This is a genomic window from Streptomyces sp. NBC_00358 (assembly GCF_036099295.1).
Classification (GTDB): domain Bacteria; phylum Actinomycetota; class Actinomycetes; order Streptomycetales; family Streptomycetaceae; genus Streptomyces.
The window spans coordinates 871974-892853 of the sequence record NZ_CP107976.1 but is presented as its reverse complement, the minus strand read 5'-3'; the positions used below and the strand labels follow the sequence as shown (position 1 = coordinate 892853).

Here is a 20880-nt window from a genome sequence, read left to right as displayed (position 1 = left end):
GGCGTGAGGGTGGCGACCGAGCGATGTCAGTCACTGTCATCAACCGTAGCACTCGATGTCAGGGACTGTCATCGAGTACGATGCGGACATGGGTCGATGGCAGCCGGACGCGCGCGGACGCCTCGAACGGGCGGCACTGGAGCTCTACGTCGAGCGCGGCTTCGAGCGCACCTCGGTGGCGGAGATCGCCGAACGGGCGGGGCTGACGGAGCGGACGTTCTTCCGGCACTACGCGGACAAGCGCGAAGTGCTGTTCGCGGGATCGAGCCTCCTGCAGGAGGCGCTCGTGGGCGCTGTCGCCGGTGCTCCCGAGTCCTTCACTGCCCTGGACGCCGTGGCGGCCGCCCTCGGGGCTGCCGCGGCCGTGCTGCAAGAACGCCAGGAGCACGCCCGCAGGCGGCAGTCGGTCATCGACGCCAACACCGAACTGCAGGAACGCGAGTTGATCAAACTGGCCTCGCTGTCCACCGCGCTGGCCGGGGCGCTGCGGCAGCGCGGTGTCGACGACGCCTCCGCGGGTCTCGCCGCGGAGGTGGGCATCGCGATCTTCAAGATCGCGTTCCGGCTCTGGGTCGATCGGACCGACGACAGGGAACTGTCCGAGTTCATCGGACAGTCGTTCGCCGGTCTCAAGGCAGTGACCGCGGACGGGTGACGCCGGTCGCGGGGCGGCTCGAACTCGGCCCTGGCGTCCGGTGTTCGAGACCGGAAGTCAGGGCCGCAGCACGATCTTGCCGTGTGTCTGTCGCCGTTCCAGCTCGCGGAACGCGTCCCGGACGCGCTCCAGCGGATAGACGCGGGCGATCGGCACCTCCAGCTCCCCGCGCGCGGCGAGCCGGGCCAGCTCGCCGATCACGACCGCGCACGCCGCCGAGCCCTCTCCGTAGGTCCGCGCGCCGATCTTGGCCGCGGCCTGCCAGTCGCGGATCGTGTTGATCCGCTCGGGCCGCACGCCGAGCTCCACCGCCAGTTCCACGTAACCGTCGCCGAACGTGTCGATGAACGCGTCGACGTTCCCGCCCGAGGCCTGCCGGATCCGTTCGGCCACGCCCTCCCCGTACACGACCGGGACGACACCGCGATCCCTCAGCCAAGCGTGGTTCCGCTCGCTCGCCAGCCCGACCACGGTGGCACCGCGCCGCCGTGCGAGCTGCACGGCCAGGGAACCGACGCCACCCGCCGCACCGGACACGACGACCGTGTCGGCCGGTCCGGGGTCGACCGCGAACACGGTGGCGTACGCGGTCGTACCGGCCACGTACAACGACCCGGCCACGTCCCAGGGAAGCCCGTCCGGGCGGGAGGTCAGCCTCACGTCGTCGACCACGACGAACTCCGCGTGGCTCGCCCTGTCATGGGTGAATCCCAGGACCTCGTCGCCCACCGCGAAGCCGCGCACCTCGGGACCGACGTCCACCACCACGCCCGCCAGATCGCTGCCCTGTCCGGAGGGGAAGGCCGCCGGCCAGCGTCCGTGCCGCGCGCCCTCGCGGATCATCGTCTCGCCGGGCTGGATCCCGGCCGCGCGGACCTCGACCAGCACCTGCCCGGGGCCCGGTGCCGGCCGCTCCACTTCCTCCACCCGCAGCACGTCGATCCCGCCGTACTCGTGGAACCGCACCGCCTTCATCCGCGATCACCGCTCTTCCTCGCTCGGAGATTCCCTGGCCGGTCATGCCCCGGCCGGCCGCGCACCGACCATGCCATCGCCCTGAACAGTTCAGACACGCAACTCTGTTCCCGGGGGCGGTGGTTCGCGGAGGTTTTCACCGGCCTTCGAAGAGGCTCTGGCCACGGGTTCGGTGAACAGGCCCGTCGCGTGGTCCCGCCCTGTCATGCTGGGCGTCCTGGCGCAGCGAGAGGACGTCATGTCAACGGACCCCGGCACAGCCCTGTTCGCCGAGCGGCCGTGGTTCACGGCCAACGAACTCCTGGCCTTCGTCGTGGAGTTGGCCGCGCTGGCCTGTCTGAGCTGGTGGGGGTTCAGCACCGGCCACGGCTGGTTGCCCCACTTCTTGCTCGGCGTGGGGGTGCCTCTGGTGGCGATCGCGCTCTGGGCGCTGTTCGCGGCGCCGAAGGCACGGCTGCGGCCCGGGCTGCCCCTCGTGCTCCTCGTCAAGGCGGTGGTGCTGGGCGGTGGCGCGGCGGCCGTGTACGGAGTGGGGCATCCCCTCGCCGCCGTGGTCATGGCGATCGTCGTGGTCGCCAACACGGCGGTGGCCGAGACCCTTCGCCGCACCGCGCCCGGCCGGCCCACGGGTCCGGAGGGCGCGACGGCCGGCTCGACCGGGGCGCGCTGAGGGTCACCGAAGCGTGCCGACGGTCATGAGAAGAGGGGTCACGCCTCGAATTCGGTGAGGTCGATGGCGTGCACGCTCAGTGGGAAGCCGTACAGCGGGTGCGCCGTCTCGCTCTCCGGCTTCATGCCGAGCTTGCGGACGACGTTCTCCGAGGCTTCGTTGCCCGGCCGGTCGATGCTGATGACGCGGTCGAGGCCGCGGTCCTGGAGCGCGAACTCCAGTGTGGCGTGGGCGGCTTCGGACGCGTAGCCCTGGCCCCAGAACGACGATCCCAGCCGCCAGCTGATGGCCACGGCGGGCAGCACCTCGGGCAGGTACTCGGGTACGGACAGTCCCGCGAAGCCGGCCAGCTCGCCCGAGGCGAGCAGCTCGACGGCGAAGATGCCGAAGCCCTCCTCGTCCCATTCGTCCTCCCACCGCTCGATCGCCTCGGCCGTGGCGTCCAGGTCGAGGACCGACCCGTCGTCGATCCAGCGCATGACCTCGGGGTCCGCGTTGATGTCCGCCATGGGGGCGAGGTCGTGGTCGTACCAGCGGCGGAGGAGGAGGCGGGGGGTGCGGATCTCGGTCATGACACCCATCCTGCCCTACGGGTGAGGCAGGGGCCGGTGGCCGGGGTGGTGGGGCCCTGCGTGCGCGCGTGGCCCGGACGCGGGACCGGCCCGGCGGGCACCCCGCGGGCCTTCACCCTCCGCCGGAGGCGTCCCGTTGGCTTCTCCGCCCGGCGACGGCGACGTCGCGCATGGCGAGCAGGAAACGACGCACCGTGGCCAGATCCCGCTCGTCGAAGGTGCGCGTCGAGGCGACCATCTCGTCGATCAGCGGCCCGAAGAACGACCAGCCCAGGGAGACGGCGCGGTCCGTGACGGTGAGCAGGACCCGTCGGCGGTCGCGGGTGTCCCGTCCTCTGCGGACGAGCTCCAGCCGCTCCAGCCGGTCGATCAGGGCGGTGGTCGACGCCGAGTTCACCCCCAGCCGGGCCCCGAGCCATCCAGGGGTCGCGGGCGTGCCGGCCCGCCCGGCGTCCAGCAGGTGGATCAGGGCGCGCACATCGGTGGGATGCAGACCGTGGAGGCCGGCGAACTCGGCGGCGAAGAGATCCAGTTCCACCGTGACGGCCCGCAGCAGATGGACCAGTTGCAGGTCCGGGTCCCGGTCGTCCACGCCACGGTCGTTTCCGCCATGGTCATCCCTGCCAGGGTCGTCCACGTTGTCCCTCCCGGGGATATTATCTCGTTCATCGAGACTATCGTTGGTCGAGTAATCACGAGGCGGCGATCATGGGTGGCGGGACGGCGTTCCTCTCGGCGTACGACAGCGTCCTGCGGCAGTGGCCCGGGGAGGTCGACACCGTCGACGTGCCCTCCGCCTACGGCACCACCCGGGTCCACGTCACCGGTCCGAAGAACGGCACCCCGCTGGTGCTGCTGCCCGGCGGCGGGGCGACCTCCGTGGTGTGGTTCGCGAACGTGGGTGCCCTGGCCGCCGCACACCGGGTGTACGCCCCCGACCTCATGGGCGACATCGGCCGCAGCGTGCACGACGGGGCGCCCCTGCGCGGCGCCGACGACCTCGTGGCCTGGCTCGACACGCTCTTCGACGCGCTGCGGCTCGACGCCGCGCACCTGTGCGGCCACTCCTACGGCGCCTGGATCGCCCTCAACTACGCGCTGCGCGCACCGCACCGGATCACCCGCCTCGCGTTGCTGGATCCCACCGACTGCTTCGCCGGCATGAGCCCCGCCTACCTTCTGCGCGCCCTGCCGGTGTTGATCAGACCCACCGCCGGACGCGTGGAGGCCTTCCACCGGTGGGAGACGGGCCGTACTCCGGAGAATCCCGCCTGGCGGGCGTTCCTCGGCAGCACCGCGCAGGCCCGCCGGTCGAAGGTCGTCCGCATGCGGCGCCCGAAGGCGGACGAGCTGAGGATCTGCGCCGTTCCGACGCTGGTCCTCCTGGCCGCGAGGAGCCGCGCCCACAACGCGCGCAAGGTGGCCCCGCGGGCCCGCCGGCTCATGCCCGGAGCCACTGTCGACCTCCTTCCGAACGCCTCCCACCACTCCCTGCCCACGGAACAGCCGGCCGAACTCGACCGTGTGCTGAGGCGGTTCCTGGCCTGAGCGGGTCTTGTTTTGGACGGGGCGGCCGGGGCAACCGGCCGTCATGGAGACCAATGACGGCACGGACGAAGTGATCGAGACCCAGGGGGACGAGCATCACGTCGTCCTCAGCGCCGACACCAACGGCGACGGGAAGACCGACATCTGGATGACCGACACCACGGGTGACGGCAAGGCCGATCTCTACCAGTTCGACACCACCGGTGACGGGGAGATCGACCTGACGATGGTCGAGCGGGCCGACGAGCCGGGCGTCGACCGGGTCGTCGTCGAAGGCGACGGCGGCCACCCGATGGAGACCTGACCTTTCGGCCCGCGGGCACGGGCACCGCGTCTACGGAGTGCCTGTCAGCGGGCGCAGCACGGTGGCGCCGGCGCGCAGCAGCGCGGACACCGGCGGTCCCACCCATCGGGACAGTTCGCGCGGCAGCGCGGGGTCGAGCTCGATCGTCACACGGACATAGCGCGTGTGCAGCCGCGCGACCTTCGCGTGGCGCGGCGCGGCGGCGTCCGGTTCGCGCTGCAGGGCGGCTCGGTAGGTGTCCTTGCGCTGGTTCACATCGTGTCCTGACGTTTGATGAGCTCGTCCGCGAGATCCATGTACGCCGATCCCTTGACCTCGACGGGACTGCCGAACGACTGGGAGTACAGGTCGAGTCGTGGAATGTGGGTGGACAACACGTCGAAGCCCCGCTCGGTGAGCGCTTCGCGGGCGTCGGCGTCGGGACCGGTGCGCGTGGCGTCGGGGCGGTTCGTACGGTTCAGCAGCACGGCGGAGCGGGCGGGCCGGGCCCGCAGGGACTGCACGTCGCCCATCTCGCCGCCGATGGGTGCCATGCGGTCCAGTTCGATGGGGGACGGGGTCACCGGCACGATCCATTCGCTCGCGTACCGCATGACGCTCCGGGCGATATGGGCGTGGTCCTCCATCTGCGGGGCGTCGAACACCACGGCCCGCCGGTCCCCGAGGAAGTCGTTCACGCGCCGGTGCACGTCGCCCACCGGAAGGGAGAACACGGGGAAGGGGAAGCCCCCCGCCAGCTCGCTCCACCGCAGCGCCGAGGACGCGGGGTCACTGTCCACCAGCAGCGGTGAGAGGCCCGACTCGTGCAGTGCGTGAGCCAACCACACCGCGCTCGTCGTCTTGCCCACTCCGGGTTTCAGGTTCACAAAGGCATAGCTCATCGACACAGGGAGCCACGCTAGTGACCGCGAGGGACCGGCGGCCGTCCCCGCGGGGCGCACCCTCCCCTCGTTCACCCTGAGGCGCAGCTGAATCATTCCAATGGACCAACCCGGTCCGCCCGCCACCACGGGATCTGTGCCCCCGCACAGGCGTGCCCGACGACCGCTGTGCACCCGCCTCCCGAACGGACCGGCCCCTGTACGCGGCACCGCCCGGCTGATGCCATGCCCGGCATGTCTCCCGCGTCTCACACGTCTCCCGCGCCTCCCTCGATCCCGGCACCTCCGTCGATGCCCTCGTCCCCGGCTCCGGGCGCAACGGCCCGCCCGTACGCCACGGCGGCAGCGGAGCGCCACCGTTGAGCGCCGGCGACGGACAGTCGTTCGCCGTCGTGGTCTTCCTCGGTTTCGTCGCCGTGTCCCTGCTGCTGTGCGGACTGGCCGCGGCCGACCTGGACGACCCCGAGCATTTCTACGCGGGCGGCAGCGCGGCCTTCGGTCCCGTCGGCGGCGGACTGGCCATCGCCGGCGACTACATCTCCGCCGCCACCCTGCTCAGCACCACGGGTGCCGTCGCCCTGGACGGCGCGGACGGCGTTCTCTTCGCCTGTGCCACCGTCGTCTCGCTCTTCCTGGTCCTGCGGATCCTGGGGGAACCCCTACGCCGCAAGGGTGTGTTCACCCTCGGGGACTTCCTCGCCGACCAGCTCGACACCCCCTCCGCGCGCCGGGCTCCAGGTGTCGCCACCCTCGTCGTCCTCACCCCGTTGCTGCTGGTGCAACTGTCCACCGCCGGACGCATCATGGCGGCCATGCTCGGGCTTCCCGACGCGGCGCTCGCCGGATGCACGGTCGCCGGAGGCGCGCTGATGGTCTGTTACGCCGCGTTCGGCGGGATGCGCGGGATCGGATACGTGCAGATCCTGAAGGTCGGTGTGGCGCTCGTCGCCATGCTGCTGCTCGCCGGGGTCGTCCTCGCCCGGTTCGGATGGTCACCACCGGCACTCCTCGACTCCGCCCGGGACCACTCCGGAGCGGGCGCCGCCTATCTGCGCCCCGGACTCCACTTCGGCCACTCCGTCGCCGGGCGCCTCGACCTGATCAGTTTCGAGGCCACCCTCCTGGTCGGCGCCGCCTGTCTGCCGCACATCACCATGCGGCTGCACCCGGTCGGGAAGGCCCGCACCGCACGGCGCGCCGTCGGCTGGGCGGTCGGCCCCGTCATGGTGGTGTGCGCCGCGGTGGTGGTGGCGGGACTGGGCGCCTGCGCCCTGATCGGCCGGGGCCCGGTGCGGGCCGCAGACCCCGGGGGAGCGACCGCCCTGCTGATGGTGACGGGCGCGCTCGACCCGGTCTCCGGCGGTGCCGGGCACAGCATGCTGTTCGCGGTCGTCGCCTGTGCCGTCTTCGCGACCACCCTCGCGGCCGTCGCGGGCATCACCCTGGCGGCCGCCTCCAGCCTCGCCCGCGACTTCGCCGGCCGGCCCGCCCACGGGAGCGGACACCGCTCGGCCGCCGGGGAGATCCGCCGGGCGCGGCTGGGGATCGTCCTCGTCGGAGCCGCCGCCGTCGTCGTGTCGGCGGGCCTCGGAGACCGCGGCAGACTGACGCTGATCTCGCTGTCGTTCACCGTCGCGGCCTCGGTGCTCGCGCCGGTCCTGCTGTACGCGCTCTTCCTGCCCGGCCACTCGGCCACCGGAGTGCGCTGGACCGTCTACGGGACCCTTCCCCTCGTCGTACTGCTGATCGCGGGATCGCCCGCGATGTCGGGCACCCCGTTCGCGGTCTTCCCCGACCACGACGTCCGCTGGTTCCCGCTCCAGACCCCCGGGCTGATCACCATCCCGGCCGGCTTCCTGTTCGGACTCGTCGGCCGCACGAGCGACCGCGCTGCCCGGCGGCCCTGGCGGGACGGCACCGGACCGGTGCCACCCGGCGCGCGCAGGTCCGACCCTGCGGGACGCAGGTGAAGGTCCCGACCGGGGCCGGGGGCCGTCCCGACAGCGGACGGTGACCTGAGCCCCGGAGCGAGCGCACGCGTCAACCCCGTTGAGAACCGCCGGGGTTGACGTCGTGACCCGGTTCGACCAGCCGGGCGAGATGGTCCAGTGCCATACGCGTGCCGGTCTCGTTGTCGGCGGCGGGCACGGCGTCCGGCACCCCCTCGTGCACGATGACCACCTCGGTGCCGCCGTCCGCCTCGGTCAGTTCGGTCCTCATGGTCATCTCGCCGCGGAGCGCGGGATCGTCCGTCTCGAACTCGACCACCTCGACCACCCGCTCGTCCGGGACGAGTTCCACGAAGCGGCCGTGGTACGTGTCGGTGCGTGCCGTCGACTTGCCGGTCCCGCTCGGCACGTCATAGGTGAGCGAGACCCGGAACGCACCACCTTCGCGGGCGTCGAACTCGTGCACCTCGCTGCGCATTCCGGCCGGCATCCGCCACTTCGCGACAGCCGTCGCGTCCAGCAGCGCCCGGTAGATGTCCGCTCGCGAGGCGTTCACCCGCCGCGAGACCCGCGTCGTATACACGCCTTTCAGGCTACCCGGCGCGGACGCTGACGGGCCTTCAGGCCGAGCGGGCCGCGACGCCCGGGTCCTCGCGCGACCCCTTGACGGCGATGGTTCAGACCTTTACGGTCACGGCACGCACTCGTTCACAGGTGAACCTATTGTTCACCCATGTGAACATCGCCATCCTCTCGGAGGTGCCCTCCGCCTCCGGGACGCCCGGCGCAGTCTGCCGACCTTCTCTTCCCCCACGATCAGCGAAGGACGTCAACATGACCCGATCCAGGCTTCTGACGGCGATCACCGTCGCGGGCTTCGTCGCCGCGGTGACCGTCCTGGGCACCTCCAGTGCCGGCGCCGCCGACCCGAACGTCGCGCCCGGCGGAAACTTCGACCTGTCCGTCTGGCAGCTTCAGGAGCCCGTGGGCTCCCCGGGTTCGCCCACCACCATCTCCTCAGCCCGTCTGCAGGGGGCGAACGGCTACCAGGACGCGTACTTCTACACCGACACCCGCGACGGCGCGATGACCTTCTGGGCACCGGAGAAGGGCGTCACGACGCCGAACTCGTCCTACGCCCGCTCCGAGCTGCGGGAGATGAACCGCAGCGGCAGCGCGGCGGACTGGTCGCTGAGCGGCAGTCACCGGCTGAGCGCGACACTGCGGGTGGTGTCGGTGACGTCCAACGTGTGTGTCGGCCAGATCCACCTCGGCTCCGGCGGATCGTCCACCAAACCGCTGGTGGAGCTGTACTACCGCTCCAGCGGCGACATCGTCCTCGGCACCGAGAACTCGCCGTCCGGCGGACAGACGACCCACACGGTGGGGCATGTGGCGGTCGGCAAGACCTGGACCTACACGATCGCCGTCTCCGGCGGCAACACCGTCGACCTGACCGTCAACGGCAGCACCACCCACTACTCGATACCGTCGTCGTTCTTCCCCTACAAGCAGTACTTCAAGGCCGGCTCGTACAACCAGTCGTCCTCCGACAGCACCACGAAGGGGGCGCGAGTCGCCTTCTACGGTCTGAACGTCTCGCACGGCTGACGGTCGTCGCACATGACGGAGGGGTGAACGCGGGGCTTCGCCGCGTTCACCCCTCCGCCGTCGGAACATCCGGTCAGAGCGACGTCATGACGTGCTTGATCCGGGTGTAGTCCTCGAAGCCGTACGCGGAGAGGTCCTTGCCGTAGCCGGACCGCTTGAACCCGCCGTGCGGCATCTCGGCGACGAGTGCCATGTGCGTGTTGATCCACACGCAGCCGAAGTCGAGGTTCTTCGACATCCGCATCGCCCGCGCGTGGTCCTTGGTCCACACCGAGGAGGCCAGCGCGTAGTCGATGCCGTTGGCGAACGCGACGGCCTGGGCCTCGTCCGTGAACGACTGGACGGTCATGACCGGGCCGAAGACCTCGTTCTGGACGATCTCGTCGTCCTGCTTCAGGCCCGAGACGACGGTCGGGGCGTAGAAGTATCCCTTGTCGCCGACCCGGTGACCGCCCGCCTCGACCTTCGCGTGTCCGGGCAGCCGCTCGATGAAGCCGCTGACCTGGGCGAGCTGGTTGGCGTTGTTCAGCGGGCCGTAGAGAACGTCCTCGTCGTCCGGCTGCCCGGTCTTCGTCCCGGCCGCGGCCTTGGCGAGGGCGGCGACGAACTCGTCGTGGACCGACTCGTGGACCAGGACGCGGGTCGCGGCCGTGCAGTCCTGGCCGGCGTTGAAGAAGCCGCCGACCACCAGGTCCTCGACCGCCTTCGCCAGGTCGGCGTCCTCGAAGACCACGGCCGGAGCCTTGCCGCCGAGCTCCAGGTGGACCCGCTTGACGTCCTTGGCCGCGCTCTGCGCGACCTGGATGCCCGCGCGCACCGAACCCGTGATGGAGGCCATCGCCGGGGTCGGGTGCTCCACCATCAGCCGGCCGGTCTCGCGGTCGCCGCAGACGACGTTGAAAATGCCCCGGGGCAGGTCCAGCTCCTCCAGCACACCGCCGATGATCTCCGCGATCAGCACCGTGGAGGCCGGAGTGGTGTCCGAGGGCTTGAGGACCACCGCGTTGCCCGCCGCGAGCGCCGGTGCGAACTTCCACACCGCCATCAGCAGGGGGTAGTTCCACAGCGCGACCTGGGCGCACACACCGACCGGCTCGCGGCGGACGATCGAGGTCATCCCCTCCATGTACTCGCCGGCCGAGCGGCCCTCCAGCATCCGGGCCGCGCCCGCGAAGAAGCGGACCTGGTCGATCGCCGGGCCGAGCTCCTCGCTGAGGGTGAGGTGCAGCGGCTTGCCGGTGTCCCGGCTCTCCGCGGCGACCAGTTCCTCGGCCCGTGCCTCCATCGCGTCGGCGATCTTCAGCAGGGCGCGCTGGCGCACGGACGGGGTCGCGTCGCGCCAGACGGGGAACGCCGCGGCCGCGGCCGCCATCGCCGCGTCGACATCGGCCGCGCCCGACAGCGGGGAGGTCGCGTAGACGTCACCGGTGGTGGGGTCCACCACATCGAGCGTCCGGCCGTCGGCGGCATCCGCGAAGGCGCCGTCGATGTAGTTGCGGAACGTGCTGCTCATGGAACGTCTCTCCTGGTCAGGCTGCGGTACGGGGGGACAGGTGCTCGTGGACGGCGGGCCAGGTGCCGTCCTCGGAGCGGGCGAAGACGATGGTCTCCCGCTCGTGGACCGTCTCCGCGCCGGCGTTGGTGGCGACCCGCGTCTCCACGTCGTGGCTGAAGACGGCCGTGTCGCCGAAGGGCTGGATCAACTGTGCCGACGAGGTGCAGCCGAGGATGCGGAAACCGTCCTCCTCCACCCACTGCTGCCACAGGGCGCGGTACTCGGCCGTGGAGCCGAGCCGCTGCGGTGTGGTGTGGAAGACGAACGTCGCGTCCGGGGCGAAGGCGCCGAAGTAGTCGTCGAGGCGGCCCTCGGCGAAGGCGGCGACGAGCGCGTCCGCGGCGGACCGGATCTCCTGGACGGTGGTGGTGCTCATGCACGGCTCCTGGTGAGGGGCGCCCGGTGGTCAGGACCGGGCGCCCGGTCGGGGGTGTCGGTGACGGCGGGGACTCAGCGGGCCGCGGCGGGCTCGGGGGTCATCTCCTCGGCGCCACCGGTGATCGGCGCGACGTCGGCGTCGGACACCGGGACGAGGCGCGGTCCGGCCGGACCGAACACGGCGCGCGGCTCGGGGAACACGACGAGCGCGGCGAGGTAGAGGACGACGGCCAGGGCGAGGCCGACCGGCAGCGAGATGTCCGCGCCGTTCGCGAGGTTGCCCAGCGGGCCGACGAACTGGCCCGGCAGGTTGGTGAAGAGGAGTGCCACGACCGCGCTGACGATCCAGGTGCCCATGCCGCGCCAGTTCCAGCCGTGCGCGAACCAGTAGCGGCCGCCGCGCTGACGCCGGTTGAAGACCTGCAGCGCCTCGGCGTCGTACCAGCCGCGCCGGGTCACGTAGCCGAGCGCCATGACGACCATCCACGGTGCGGTGCAGGTGATGATCAGCGTGGCGAAGGTGGAGATGGACTGCGTGAGGTTGAGCGCGAAGCGGCCGAGGAAGATGAATCCGATGGACAGGACACCGATGAAGAAGGTGGCCTGGACGCGGTTGAAGCCAACACCCTGGCCTACCGGCTGCGCCGCTTCGGCGCTCTCGCCGACCGTGATCTGACGTCGACGGGGGCCCTGGCCGAGGTCTGGCTGGCGATCCAGGCGGCGGGAGCGCTGGGCCTCACCGACTGAGCGGCCCCTCCCGCGCACCGGAGCGGCCCGTCCGGCGCGAACCGTGTGCGTGGCACCCGTCCGGCGCGAACCGTATGTGGCACCCGTCCGGCCTGAACCGTGTGTGGCACCCGTCCGGCGCGGCGCACCGTCGGCGCTGGTCACCTGCGCCGTGCGACCGCCTCGACCAGTCGCCGGATGTCGGCGAGATCGGCCTCGAACTCCGTCGTGAGGTCGACGGGCAGGTCCAGCCACGGCCCGAGCGCGCGGTGGCCGGGCAGTTCGCTGTCCGGGAGGTGACCGCGACGGCCGCGCGGGTCGAGGACGCCGGGCGTGAAGCGGCCCGCGGCCTCCGAGGCGGCGAAACCGATGACGAAGGTGCTGACCAGCCTCTCCAGCCGGGGGACCTCGGGTTCGGGCACCCCGGCTTCGATGAGGGCGGTGTAGATGATGTCCACCGCTCGCAGGGCGTCCGGGGTGACCGCGGGCCGGGAGAAGAGCAGGTGGGCGGACCAGGGGTGTTGCCGGGTCACCTTCCGGCAGGCGTGCGCGAGGGCGTCCAGCCTTTCGTCCCAGGTCTGATCCTCGGCCGGATCGGCCGGCAGCAGAGCGGTGAGCAGGCGTCCGACCATCGCGTCCAGCAGCGCTGCCTTGTCCTTGACGTGCCGGTACAGCGCCATCGGTGTCACACCGACGCGATCCGCCACCGTGCGCATCGAGACCGCGTCGACGCCGTGCTCGTCGGCGATGTCCAGTGCCGCGTCCAGGATCTCTTCCCGCCTGCCACTCATGGGTCTACAGTGTAGACGTGTACGGCGTATACGTGTACGCCGTAGACGTCATGGAGGACGGATGTTGATCGCAGAGGGACTGGTGAAGCGCTACGGCCCGCGTCGCGCGCTCGACGGCTTCGACCTGACGGTCCCGGCCGGCGAGATCGTGGGCCTGATCGGTCACAACGGTGCCGGCAAGACCACTTTCGTCGAGATCGTCGCCGGTCTCGTACGTCCCGACGCCGGCCGGGTCACCATCGCCGCGCTCGACGCGCTGAGTGCCGGCCGGGCCGCACGGCGGTTCCTCGGCATGGCTCCGCAGGAGTCGGCCCTGTACGGCGCGGCCACCGTGCGGGAGAACGTGCGGCTGTTCGCCGGGCTGGCGGGGCTGCGGGGGCGGCACCGGGACGCGGAGATCGCCCGGGTCCTGGACGAACTCCACCTGACGGCCGTGACGGACCGGCCCGTGGCCGCCCTGTCCGGAGGCCAGCGCCGCCGGGTCCAGGCGGCCACCGCCATGGTCGGCTCGCCGCCGCTCCTGCTGCTGGACGAACCGACCGCGGGAGCCGATCCGGAAACACGCTCGGCCCTGCTGAGCGCCGTCAGGGCACGGGCCGAGGCGGGCGCCGCCGTCGTCTACACGACCCACTACCTGCCGGAGCTCGTCGATCTCGATGCCACACTGGCTCTCGCCCGGGACGGGCGGATCATCGCGCGCGGTACCCGGACGGAGCTCACCCGCCACCTGCCCGGCGAACTCAGGGTCACGTTCGCCGACCCGGCCGAACCCGAACTGCGACTCCCGACCACGGACCCCGGCGCGGATCTGGCGGCGCTTCTCGCCTCGGGCCGTACCCCCACGTCCGTCGACGTTCACCGCCCGGGCCTGGACGACCTCTACCGGTCCATGGAGACCGCGGCGACCGCGACCGGGACGGAGGTCCGCGATGCCGCGTGAGTCCGCCGCCCGCCTGGCCGTGCTGATGCGCCACAACCTGCTGCTGATGGTGCGCGAACCCGGCCCGGTGCTGAGCAGGATGATCCTGCCGCTGGTCTTCGTCACGCTGCTGCGACCGCTCTACGTGTCCGGGCAGGGCCGCACGGCCGGCACGGAACAGGCGGTCGTCGGCACGCTGGTCACCTTCTCGCTGCTCGCCCTCGGCATCTGCGGCAGCGCGGTCCTCACCGAACGGCTGGGCCGCACCTGGGACCGGCTGCGCGCCACCGCGCTGCGCCCCGCGGAACTGCTCGTCGGCAAGGTCGTCCCGGCCTTCGCGGCCCTGCTCGTCCAGCAGTTCCTCATCGTCGGCTTCGGTGTGTGCGTCTTCGGCCTGCGCGTCCCGTACCCGTTCCTGCTGCTCGGTGTCCTGCTGAGCTGGAGCTGCGCCCTGCTCGGAATCGGCACGCTGATCGGCGTGCTCGTCCGTAGTGCGGGCGCGCTCTCGGCCGCCTTCGACATCGGCGGCATGCTGCTGAGCAGCGTCGGCGGCGCGCTCGTCCCGCTCGACGCGCTGCCGGCCTGGGTCTCGGACGCGGCCCCGGCCTCGCCCGGCTACTGGGCCGCGCGGGGCGTGCGCGCCGCTCTCGGCGGCGACACGTACACGGTGGCGGCGGCCTGCGGAACGCTCCTGTGCGTGGCGCTGATCTGCGGTGCCCTGGCTTCTGTCCGTCTGCGGGGCCGTAGCGGCCGACTGGTGGCGCTCTAGAGGACCGATGTCATGAACTCCGTTGTCCGGTAGGGGAGTTCAGGTGAGTTCGAGGGAGAGCTAGCGAGACCGGCGGGACCGGGCGGAGCGGTGGTCAGTCGGTACGGCGCAGGCCCTCGATGAGCAGTGCGACCAGGCGTCGCGGGTCGTAACGGGGGTCGTTGTGGGCGCCGATGCAGAGGTTCCCGACGCCGCGCATCAGTTGGTAGGCGGTCGGACCGGGCCGGATCTCGCCGGACTGGGCTGCGGCGTCCAGGAGTTGGGCGCACACGGGGAGAAGACGGTCCAGGAAGTAGGTGTGCAGGGCGTCGAAGCCGGTGTTGTCGGGCTGGAGGACGGCGGCCAGTCCGTGCTTGGTGACGAGGAAGTCGACGAAGAGGTCGATCCATCGCGCCAGCGCGGCATGGGGGGACGCGGAGGTCTCCAGGAGGGCCGGACCCGCCTCGGCGCAGGCTTCGACCTGGTGCCGGTAGACGGCGACGATGAGATCCGCCCGCGTGGGGAAGTGGCGGTAGATCGTGGCCGTCCCGACGCCGGCCCGGGCCGCGATGTCGCGCACGGGCGCCTCCACGCCCGACGTGGCGAAGACCGCGGAGGCCGCCTCCAGCAGCGTCTCCTGGTTGCGCCGGGCGTCGGCCCGCCGGGGCCGGGCCGCCTGCCCCGCGGTCTCGTCGCGGTCGTTCATCGCGTCGCTCCTCCGTGTCCGGTCCATCAAACGGAACGTCGTTCCGTATCGCCTTGCCAAGGGGAACAGTGTTCCGTATCGTCAAACGGGACGGTGTTCCGTTTGTTCATGATGGCAGACCAGGGACCCGGCGACCAATCCACGCTGCCACCACGCTTCATTCGCCATGGAGGAGACACGGCCATGCAGTACCGCACCTTGGGCCGCACCGGCATACAGGTCAGCACCCTCGCGCTGGGCGCGATGAACTTCGGCAGGATCGGGCGCACCACCCAGAGCGAGGCGACCGCCATCGTCGACGCCGCGCTCGACGGCGGGATCAACCTCATCGACACCGCCGACATGTACAGCGACGGCGAGTCGGAGGAGATGGTCGGCAAAGCCGTCGCGGGCCGCCGCGACGACATCGTGCTGGCCACGAAGGCGGGCATGCCGATGGGCGACGAGCGCAACCACCGGGGCGGTTCGCGCCGCTGGCTGGTCACCGAGCTGGACAACAGCCTGCGCCGTCTCGGTGTCGACCACGTGGATCTCTACCAGATCCACCGATGGGACCCGAACACCAGTGACGAGGAGACCCTGTCGGCCCTGACCGACCTGCAACGCACGGGAAAGATCCGCCACTTCGGCTCCTCGACCTTCCCCGCCCACCGTCTTGTGCAGGCTCAATGGGCCGCCCGCGAGCACCACTTGAGGCCCTACGTCACCGAACAGCCCAGCTACTCGATCCTGCAGCGCGGGATCGAGGCGCACGTCCTGCCCGTGACCCAGGAGTACGGACTGGGAGTGCTGGTGTGGAGCCCGCTGGCCTCGGGATGGCTGTCGGGCGCGGTCCGTGCGGGCCGGGAGATCACCACCAGCCGCTCGACGTTCATGCCGCAGCGCTTCGACACCACCGTCCCCGCCAACCGGGCCAGGCTCGACGCCGTCGAGGAACTGGCCCGAGTGGCCGACGCGGCCGGTCTGACGATGATCCAGCTCGCGCTCGGATTCGTGACGGCGCACCCCGGCGTGACGAGCGCGCTCGTCGGCCCCCGTACGCCGGACCACCTGCACGCGCAGCTCGCCGCGGCCGACACCGTGCTCCCGGCCGACGTCCTCGACGCCATCGACGCGATCGTCGCCCCCGGCACCGATCTGGCCGCCCACGAGAAGTTCGACACTCCGCCCGCGCTCCTCGACGCGTCACTGCGACGCCGCTGACCGTCCAGGAGGCCGTCCGCTTCCCCCGAACCCGCGGCTCCCAGCTCCGGGGGAGCGCATCGGCCCGACTGCCGCTCGGTGGGCATACGTCCTCGCACCCGATGCATTGGTGAAGGGGCTGTGCCTCGCGATGGCCGGGCAGGGAGGATCTGTCGTATGGGAGACATCGGATTTTCGTTGCGGGCAGCCACAGTTGACGATGCGGAGTTCCTCTGGGACATGCTCCTGGCCGCCGTGAACTGGGACCCCACCCGGGAGGCGGTCAGCCGTGATCAGGCTCGCGAAGACCGTCGGACGGCGCACTACGTCGAAGGGTGGGTCCGGCGGGGCGATCTCGGTGTGGTCGCGGTCGACCCGGGTGGACACCCCGTCGGCGCGGTGTGGCTGCGTCTGTTCGGTGCCGACGACGCCGGGTACGGCTTCGTGGCCGCGGATGTCCCGGAAGTGTCGCTCGGAGTCGTCCCGTCGTGGCGGGGCAGGGGCGTGGGGCGCGCCTTGATGGCCGAGATGGCCCGGCGAGCCGGCGACAGCGGCTTCACCCGGATCTGCCTGAGCGTCGAACGGGCGAATCGGGCACGCCGTCTGTATCTCGACGAAGGCTTCACGACCGTGGAGTCGGGGCCGGACTCCGACACCATGGTCAAGGTGGTCGCCGTGCGGTGACGCGGGGGCCCACGCGGCGCCCGCCTGACCGCGCCCCGACCACGGGCATCTCGCAGTCGGTGGCCTTGACTTGGTGGAACGTCCCTATCCCTCGAACCAGGTCAAGAAGCGTGTGCGCTCTTCGCCGCACCGGCCGTTGCCGGAGCCTTCGACGCTGTCGGGGTCGAAGACGGAGCCGTACGGTTCGGAGGTGATCGTGCAGGTTTCCCGGACAGGCCGCAGAGCGAAGAAGCCGAACGCGACAAGTGCCGCGACCAGCAGGGCAATCAGCAGCTTGCGGCGGGGTGTTGGGGTGAGCACGATGTGATGCTATCGGTGGGCCGACGCCCACCGGGCACCTGGAGCGGTGATGCACGCCGTGCCGGTGCCCTGCCCAAGGGCGTCCACGTACCGTCGGCGGATCCGCAGGACTCGTCCCATGCCATCGCCGCCGTGCGCGACGCCTGGGACGTCGTCGACAGGCCGGGCGCACGACCCTGACCACAACGGACCGGCACGGGCAGGGGAGTTGTCGTCCCGCTGCACCGCCACCCGCCGTGGCGGAACGGAGGGGGCCCGGAGCGTCGCGCTCCGGGCCCCCTCCGTCCTCCTCGGCGGTGCGTCGACTGCGGCGTCAGCGGCTCTTGCGTACCCGGGCCGCCGCGCGGGCCTCCGCCGCCTTTCGGGCGTCCGCGGTCTTGCGGGACTCCTTGGCGGGGCGCCCCGGGCGGGTGCCGATGCCGCGGAAGGGCGCGTTGCCGGTCTTCGGTCCGGTCGGCGGGCGCTTGGCCCCCGTGATGTCGGTCAGGGCCGCCTCGCCGGAGCGCACCTGGGTGACGGTCGGCCGGATTCCGGCGTCGGACATCAGCCGGTTCACATCCCGCCGTTGGCCGTGGGTGACCAGGGTGACCACGCTCCCGGACTCCCCGGCGCGCGCCGTGCGCCCGGCCCGGTGCAGATACTCCTTGGCGTCGGCGGGCGGGTCGACGTTGACGACGAGGTCGAGCGCCTCGATGTGAATGCCCCGCGCGGCGACATTGGTGGCCACCAGAACGTTGATCTCATCGTTCTTGAACTGGGCGAGCGTGTGCATCCGCTGCGGCTGCGACTTCCCGCTGTGCAGGGCGGAGGCCCGGATACCGCTGGCCCGCAGGTGACGGGTGAACTGGTCCACGCCGGCCTTGGTGTCCAGGAACATCAGCACGCGGCCGTCCCGCGCGGCGATCTCGGTCGCCGTCGCGTACTTGTCGGCGCCGTGGATGTTCAGCACGTGGTGTTCCATCGTGGTCACCGAGGCCGCCACCCGGTCGACCGAGGCGAGAACCGGGTCGTGCAGGTGGTTCCGCACGAGCTGGTCGACGTTGTGGTCGAGCGTGGCCGAGAACAGCAGCCGCTGCCCGTCCTCGGGGATCTGGTCGAGGAGATCGGAGACCTGAGGCAGGAAGCCCAGATCGCACATCTGGTCCGCCTCGTCCAGCACCGTGATCCGCACGTGGTTCAGGACGCAGTCCCTGCGTGACACCAGGTCGGTCAGCCGCCCCGGCGTCGCGATGAGCACTTCGACGCCGGCCCGCAGCAGCGCCTGCTGGCGGTTGATCGACAGACCGCCCACCACCGTCGCCAGCCGTACGTTCAAGGTCTGCGCGTACGGTTCCAGCGCGTCGCTCACCTGCTGCGCGAGCTCCCGGGTCGGTACCAGGACCAGGGCCAGCGGCCGCTTCGCCTCCGCTCGCCGGCCCGCCGTCCGGGTCAGCAGCGCCAGTCCGAAGGCCAGCGTCTTGCCGGAACCGGTCCGTGCCCGGCCGAGGACGTCGTGCCCGGCGAGCGCGTTGGGCAGCGTCGCGGCCTGGATGGGGAAGGGCTCCGTCACCCCGAGGGCGGTCATCTTCTCCACCAGGCCGGGCGGCAGGCCGAGCGCGTCGAACGACGCGGCCGCGGGCAGGCCCGTGGAGACGGTCCGCGGTGTCGGGACGTCTTCCTGCGGCGCTGTCGGCGGCTGCTCCTCGCCGGCATCGGAGAGGCCGGGGGCCGGCGGCTTCGCGTTCATGGGGAACCTTCCTCAGTCTGACGCCCGGAACGCCCCGGGGCCCGTACCTCTTGGCACGGGCCCCGGCGACTTCGAAGCGTCCTCCCATTTTACCAGCGGGCCCGAGGGCACCCGCGGGCCCCGGTGGTGCACCCGGCCGCCCGCGATGTGACCTTCGTCCCTGCTCCTTGCGGGCGGCGGGACGGTGCGGACAGTCTCTGCGGCAACGAGTCCCCGAAGAACTGTTATCCGGGGTCCCGCGGGCGGTCTCCCAGACAACGGCAGCATCGTTCGGAGTCGAGGGCAGGGAAGTTTTCATGAGGAGACAGCACGCGGTCGAGCCGGCGGCACTGGTGACCGCCGCCCGAGCGGGAGACTCGGCGGCCCAGGACGCCCTGGTCAGCGCGTTCCTCCCCTTGGTCTACAACATCGTCGGACGCGCGCTGAACGGCTCGGTCGATGTCGACGACGTCGTGCAGAACACCATGCTCCGTGCCCTGGACGGCCTGGACGGGCTGCGTGCGCCGGAGAGCTTCCGCTCCTGGCTCGTGGCGATCGCGATGAACCAGGTCCGGGCGCACTGGCGGGACCGCCGGCTCGCCTTGGGCGCGATGGACGAGGCGGAGGACCTCGCGGACCCCGGCTCCGACTTCGTGGACCTGACCATGGTGCGGCTCCAGCTCTCCGGCCAGCGCCGGGAGACCGCGCTGGCGACCCGCTGGCTCGAACCCGACGACCGTGGTGTGCTCTCGCTGTGGTGGCTGGAATGCGCCGGTGAACTGACCCGGACGGAGGTCGCCGACGCCCTGGAACTGTCGCCCCGGCACACCGCGGTCCAAGTGCAGCGGATGAAGGCCCAGTTGGAGACCGCCCGGGTGGTGGTCCGGGCCCTCGACGCGTCACGTCCGCCCTGCGAGGAACTGCGGGGCGTCCTCGCCACCTGGGACGGTCGGCCCTCCCCGCTGTGGCGCAAGCGCATAGCCCGGCACGCCCGCGACTGCGTGCGCTGCTCCGGTCTGTGGAGCGGACTGGTGCCCGCGGAGGGACTGCTGGCAGGCCTGGCGCTGATAGCCGTGGCGCCCGGGCTGATAGAGGCGCTGCGGACCGAGCCGGGCGGGATGGCGGCCACGGGCTCCGCGTCACGGACCGCGTCCGGCGCCGGTCAAGGAGCGCGTCCGGCGGGGGCCGGGCACCGCGCGTCCCGCGGCGGAGCGACCTCGCGCGGCGAGGCCCGCAGGCGCCGCCGCTTCCGGCGCCGGGCCCTCGGAGCCGCCCTCGTGGCGGCCTGTATGGCGGGCGGTGGCCTCTGGTACCTCGGTATCGGGCCCGGAACCCGTACCGACGGGGCCGAGCCCGCGCGGACCGCGGGCGACCCCGTCATGGACCTCTCGGCAACGGGCGCCCCCGGCGGCTCCGCGTCGGCCACCGCCCCGGCCTCGTCATCTCCTTCCTCGTCGCGGTCCGCGTCGGAACGGGCCGAGCCGAAGACCTCGAAGAAACCCCGTTCCGCCGGTCCGAGCGCGTCGGCCGGAGCGTCCTCGTCCCGGTCGGTCCTGCGGGCGTCCGGGACGCCCCGGGCGGGGTCGGCCACGTCGAGCACCGTGGCGCAGGTGGTGGCGCTGGTGAACAGGGAGCGGGCGGCGGCCGGCTGCGGTCCTGTCACGGAGGACGCCCAACTGGAGGACGCAGCCCGGCGCCACTCCGACGACATGGCGGCCCGCGACTTCTTCGAGCACACCAACCCCGACGGCGTCGACCCCGGTGAGCGCATCACCGCCGCGGGTTATCGCTGGTCCACGTACGGCGAGAACATCGCCATGGGCCAGCAGACCCCGCAGGCGGTGATGGACTCCTGGATGAACAGCCCGGGGCACCGCGCGAACATCCTCAACTGCTCGTTCAAGAACATAGGAGTGGGTGTGCACAAGGGGCCGGGGGGTCCGTGGTGGACGCAGGACTTCGGAGCGAGGCTGTAAGGCCCGGTGAGCCTTTCCGAACGGGGCGACGCCGGTCAGGGGCTT

23 protein-coding genes and 1 pseudogene are annotated in these 20880 nt (G+C 71.5%); 11 read left to right on the top strand and 13 right to left on the bottom strand.

Annotation, left to right across the window (positions count from 1 at the left end; genetic code table 11):
- Positions 1-88 precede the first annotated feature (88 nt).
- Complete coding sequence (locus OHT01_RS03690; protein WP_328551653.1) at positions 89-655, top strand: TetR family transcriptional regulator; 567 nt, start codon at positions 89-91, stop codon at positions 653-655.
- A 57-nt stretch (positions 656-712) separates the two neighbouring features.
- On the opposite strand, the gene OHT01_RS03685 is transcribed toward OHT01_RS03690, so the two are convergent.
- On the bottom strand, positions 713-1630 hold the full coding sequence (locus tag OHT01_RS03685; protein WP_328551652.1) for an NADP-dependent oxidoreductase: 918 nt from the start codon (positions 1628-1630) through the stop codon (positions 713-715).
- A gap of 238 nt (positions 1631-1868) precedes the next feature.
- On the opposite strand from OHT01_RS03685, the gene OHT01_RS03680 reads away from it, so the two are divergent.
- A complete protein-coding gene (locus OHT01_RS03680) occupies positions 1869-2300 on the top strand; it encodes a YrdB family protein (protein ID WP_328551651.1) in 432 nt (143 codons plus the stop codon).
- Positions 2301-2338: 38 nt separating this feature from the next.
- Here OHT01_RS03680 and OHT01_RS03675 read toward each other — a convergent pair whose 3' ends face one another.
- Entirely contained in the window at positions 2339-2872 is a 534-nt protein-coding gene (locus OHT01_RS03675) for a GNAT family N-acetyltransferase (RefSeq protein ID WP_328551650.1), read from the bottom strand.
- Positions 2873-2984: 112 nt separating this feature from the next.
- Positions 2985-3464, bottom strand: coding sequence for a MarR family winged helix-turn-helix transcriptional regulator (locus OHT01_RS03670; protein ID WP_328551649.1), 480 nt, complete (start codon positions 3462-3464; stop codon positions 2985-2987).
- 116 nt (positions 3465-3580) lie between these two features.
- Between OHT01_RS03670 and OHT01_RS03665 the strand changes: the two genes are divergently transcribed.
- Both OHT01_RS03665 and OHT01_RS03660 read left to right on the top strand, forming a co-directional pair.
- The gene (locus OHT01_RS03665) at positions 3581-4420 is read left to right on the top strand and encodes an alpha/beta fold hydrolase (protein WP_328551648.1); all 840 of its coding nucleotides are present in this window, start codon (positions 3581-3583) and stop codon (positions 4418-4420) included.
- Between the two features lie 43 nt (positions 4421-4463).
- A complete protein-coding gene (locus tag OHT01_RS03660; protein ID WP_328551647.1) occupies positions 4464-4724 on the top strand; it encodes a hypothetical protein in 261 nt (86 codons plus the stop codon).
- A 30-nt stretch (positions 4725-4754) separates the two neighbouring features.
- Here OHT01_RS03660 and OHT01_RS03655 read toward each other — a convergent pair whose 3' ends face one another.
- Positions 4755-4979 (bottom strand): hypothetical protein, encoded by a 225-nt coding sequence (locus OHT01_RS03655; protein ID WP_328551646.1) that lies wholly within the window; start codon positions 4977-4979, stop codon positions 4755-4757.
- Positions 4976-5605 (bottom strand): ParA family protein, encoded by a 630-nt coding sequence (locus tag OHT01_RS03650; RefSeq protein WP_328551645.1) that lies wholly within the window; start codon positions 5603-5605, stop codon positions 4976-4978. The genes OHT01_RS03655 and OHT01_RS03650 overlap by 4 nt, the downstream gene beginning before the upstream one ends.
- Positions 5606-5964: 359 nt before the next feature.
- On the opposite strand from OHT01_RS03650, the gene OHT01_RS03645 reads away from it, so the two are divergent.
- Positions 5965-7575, top strand: a complete 1611-nt coding sequence (locus OHT01_RS03645) for a sodium/solute symporter (RefSeq protein WP_328551644.1) — start codon at positions 5965-5967, stop codon at positions 7573-7575.
- A 70-nt stretch (positions 7576-7645) separates the two neighbouring features.
- On the opposite strand, the gene OHT01_RS03640 is transcribed toward OHT01_RS03645, so the two are convergent.
- Complete coding sequence (locus OHT01_RS03640; protein WP_328551643.1) at positions 7646-8137, bottom strand: SRPBCC domain-containing protein; 492 nt, start codon at positions 8135-8137, stop codon at positions 7646-7648.
- A 251-nt stretch (positions 8138-8388) separates the two neighbouring features.
- Between OHT01_RS03640 and OHT01_RS03635 the strand changes: the two genes are divergently transcribed.
- Positions 8389-9165 carry a polysaccharide lyase family 7 protein gene (locus tag OHT01_RS03635; RefSeq protein ID WP_328551642.1) on the top strand — a complete coding sequence of 259 codons (777 nt, stop codon included), beginning with the start codon at positions 8389-8391 and terminating at the stop codon, positions 9163-9165.
- A gap of 73 nt (positions 9166-9238) precedes the next feature.
- On the opposite strand, the gene OHT01_RS03630 is transcribed toward OHT01_RS03635, so the two are convergent.
- The 4 genes and pseudogenes from OHT01_RS03630 to OHT01_RS03615 form a co-directional block, all read right to left on the bottom strand.
- Complete coding sequence (locus OHT01_RS03630) at positions 9239-10678, bottom strand: gamma-aminobutyraldehyde dehydrogenase (RefSeq protein ID WP_328551641.1); 1440 nt, start codon at positions 10676-10678, stop codon at positions 9239-9241.
- 16 nt (positions 10679-10694) lie between these two features.
- A complete protein-coding gene (locus OHT01_RS03625; RefSeq protein ID WP_328551640.1) occupies positions 10695-11096 on the bottom strand; it encodes a YybH family protein in 402 nt (133 codons plus the stop codon).
- A gap of 74 nt (positions 11097-11170) precedes the next feature.
- Positions 11171-11716, bottom strand: a pseudogene (locus OHT01_RS03620) (cytosine permease); the annotation flags it as partial.
- A gap of 269 nt (positions 11717-11985) precedes the next feature.
- The gene (locus OHT01_RS03615) at positions 11986-12615 is read right to left on the bottom strand and encodes a TetR/AcrR family transcriptional regulator (RefSeq protein WP_328551639.1); all 630 of its coding nucleotides are present in this window, start codon (positions 12613-12615) and stop codon (positions 11986-11988) included.
- Between the two features lie 61 nt (positions 12616-12676).
- On the opposite strand from OHT01_RS03615, the gene OHT01_RS03610 reads away from it, so the two are divergent.
- Together OHT01_RS03610 and OHT01_RS03605 are read left to right on the top strand one after the other, a co-directional pair.
- The gene (locus OHT01_RS03610) at positions 12677-13555 is read left to right on the top strand and encodes an ABC transporter ATP-binding protein (protein ID WP_328551638.1); all 879 of its coding nucleotides are present in this window, start codon (positions 12677-12679) and stop codon (positions 13553-13555) included.
- Positions 13545-14303 (top strand): ABC transporter permease, encoded by a 759-nt coding sequence (locus OHT01_RS03605; protein WP_328551637.1) that lies wholly within the window; start codon positions 13545-13547, stop codon positions 14301-14303. The genes OHT01_RS03610 and OHT01_RS03605 overlap by 11 nt, the downstream gene beginning before the upstream one ends.
- 94 nt (positions 14304-14397) lie before the next feature.
- On the opposite strand, the gene OHT01_RS03600 is transcribed toward OHT01_RS03605, so the two are convergent.
- Positions 14398-14988: a TetR/AcrR family transcriptional regulator gene (locus tag OHT01_RS03600; RefSeq protein WP_328551636.1), complete on the bottom strand. Its 591-nt coding sequence runs from the start codon at positions 14986-14988 to the stop codon at positions 14398-14400.
- A gap of 183 nt (positions 14989-15171) precedes the next feature.
- On the opposite strand from OHT01_RS03600, the gene OHT01_RS03595 reads away from it, so the two are divergent.
- Together OHT01_RS03595 and OHT01_RS03590 are read left to right on the top strand one after the other, a co-directional pair.
- Positions 15172-16191 (top strand): aldo/keto reductase, encoded by a 1020-nt coding sequence (locus OHT01_RS03595; protein WP_328551635.1) that lies wholly within the window; start codon positions 15172-15174, stop codon positions 16189-16191.
- A gap of 156 nt (positions 16192-16347) precedes the next feature.
- Positions 16348-16854: a GNAT family N-acetyltransferase gene (locus tag OHT01_RS03590; protein WP_328551634.1), complete on the top strand. Its 507-nt coding sequence runs from the start codon at positions 16348-16350 to the stop codon at positions 16852-16854.
- An 84-nt stretch (positions 16855-16938) separates the two neighbouring features.
- On the opposite strand, the gene OHT01_RS03585 is transcribed toward OHT01_RS03590, so the two are convergent.
- Positions 16939-17154 carry a hypothetical protein gene (locus OHT01_RS03585; protein WP_328551633.1) on the bottom strand — a complete coding sequence of 72 codons (216 nt, stop codon included), beginning with the start codon at positions 17152-17154 and terminating at the stop codon, positions 16939-16941.
- A gap of 313 nt (positions 17155-17467) precedes the next feature.
- Positions 17468-18880 carry a DEAD/DEAH box helicase gene (locus OHT01_RS03580; protein WP_328551632.1) on the bottom strand — a complete coding sequence of 471 codons (1413 nt, stop codon included), beginning with the start codon at positions 18878-18880 and terminating at the stop codon, positions 17468-17470.
- A 296-nt stretch (positions 18881-19176) separates the two neighbouring features.
- Between OHT01_RS03580 and OHT01_RS03575 the strand changes: the two genes are divergently transcribed.
- Positions 19177-20835, top strand: a complete 1659-nt coding sequence (locus tag OHT01_RS03575) for a sigma-70 family RNA polymerase sigma factor (RefSeq protein WP_328551631.1) — start codon at positions 19177-19179, stop codon at positions 20833-20835.
- Positions 20836-20880: the final 45 nt, after the last annotated feature.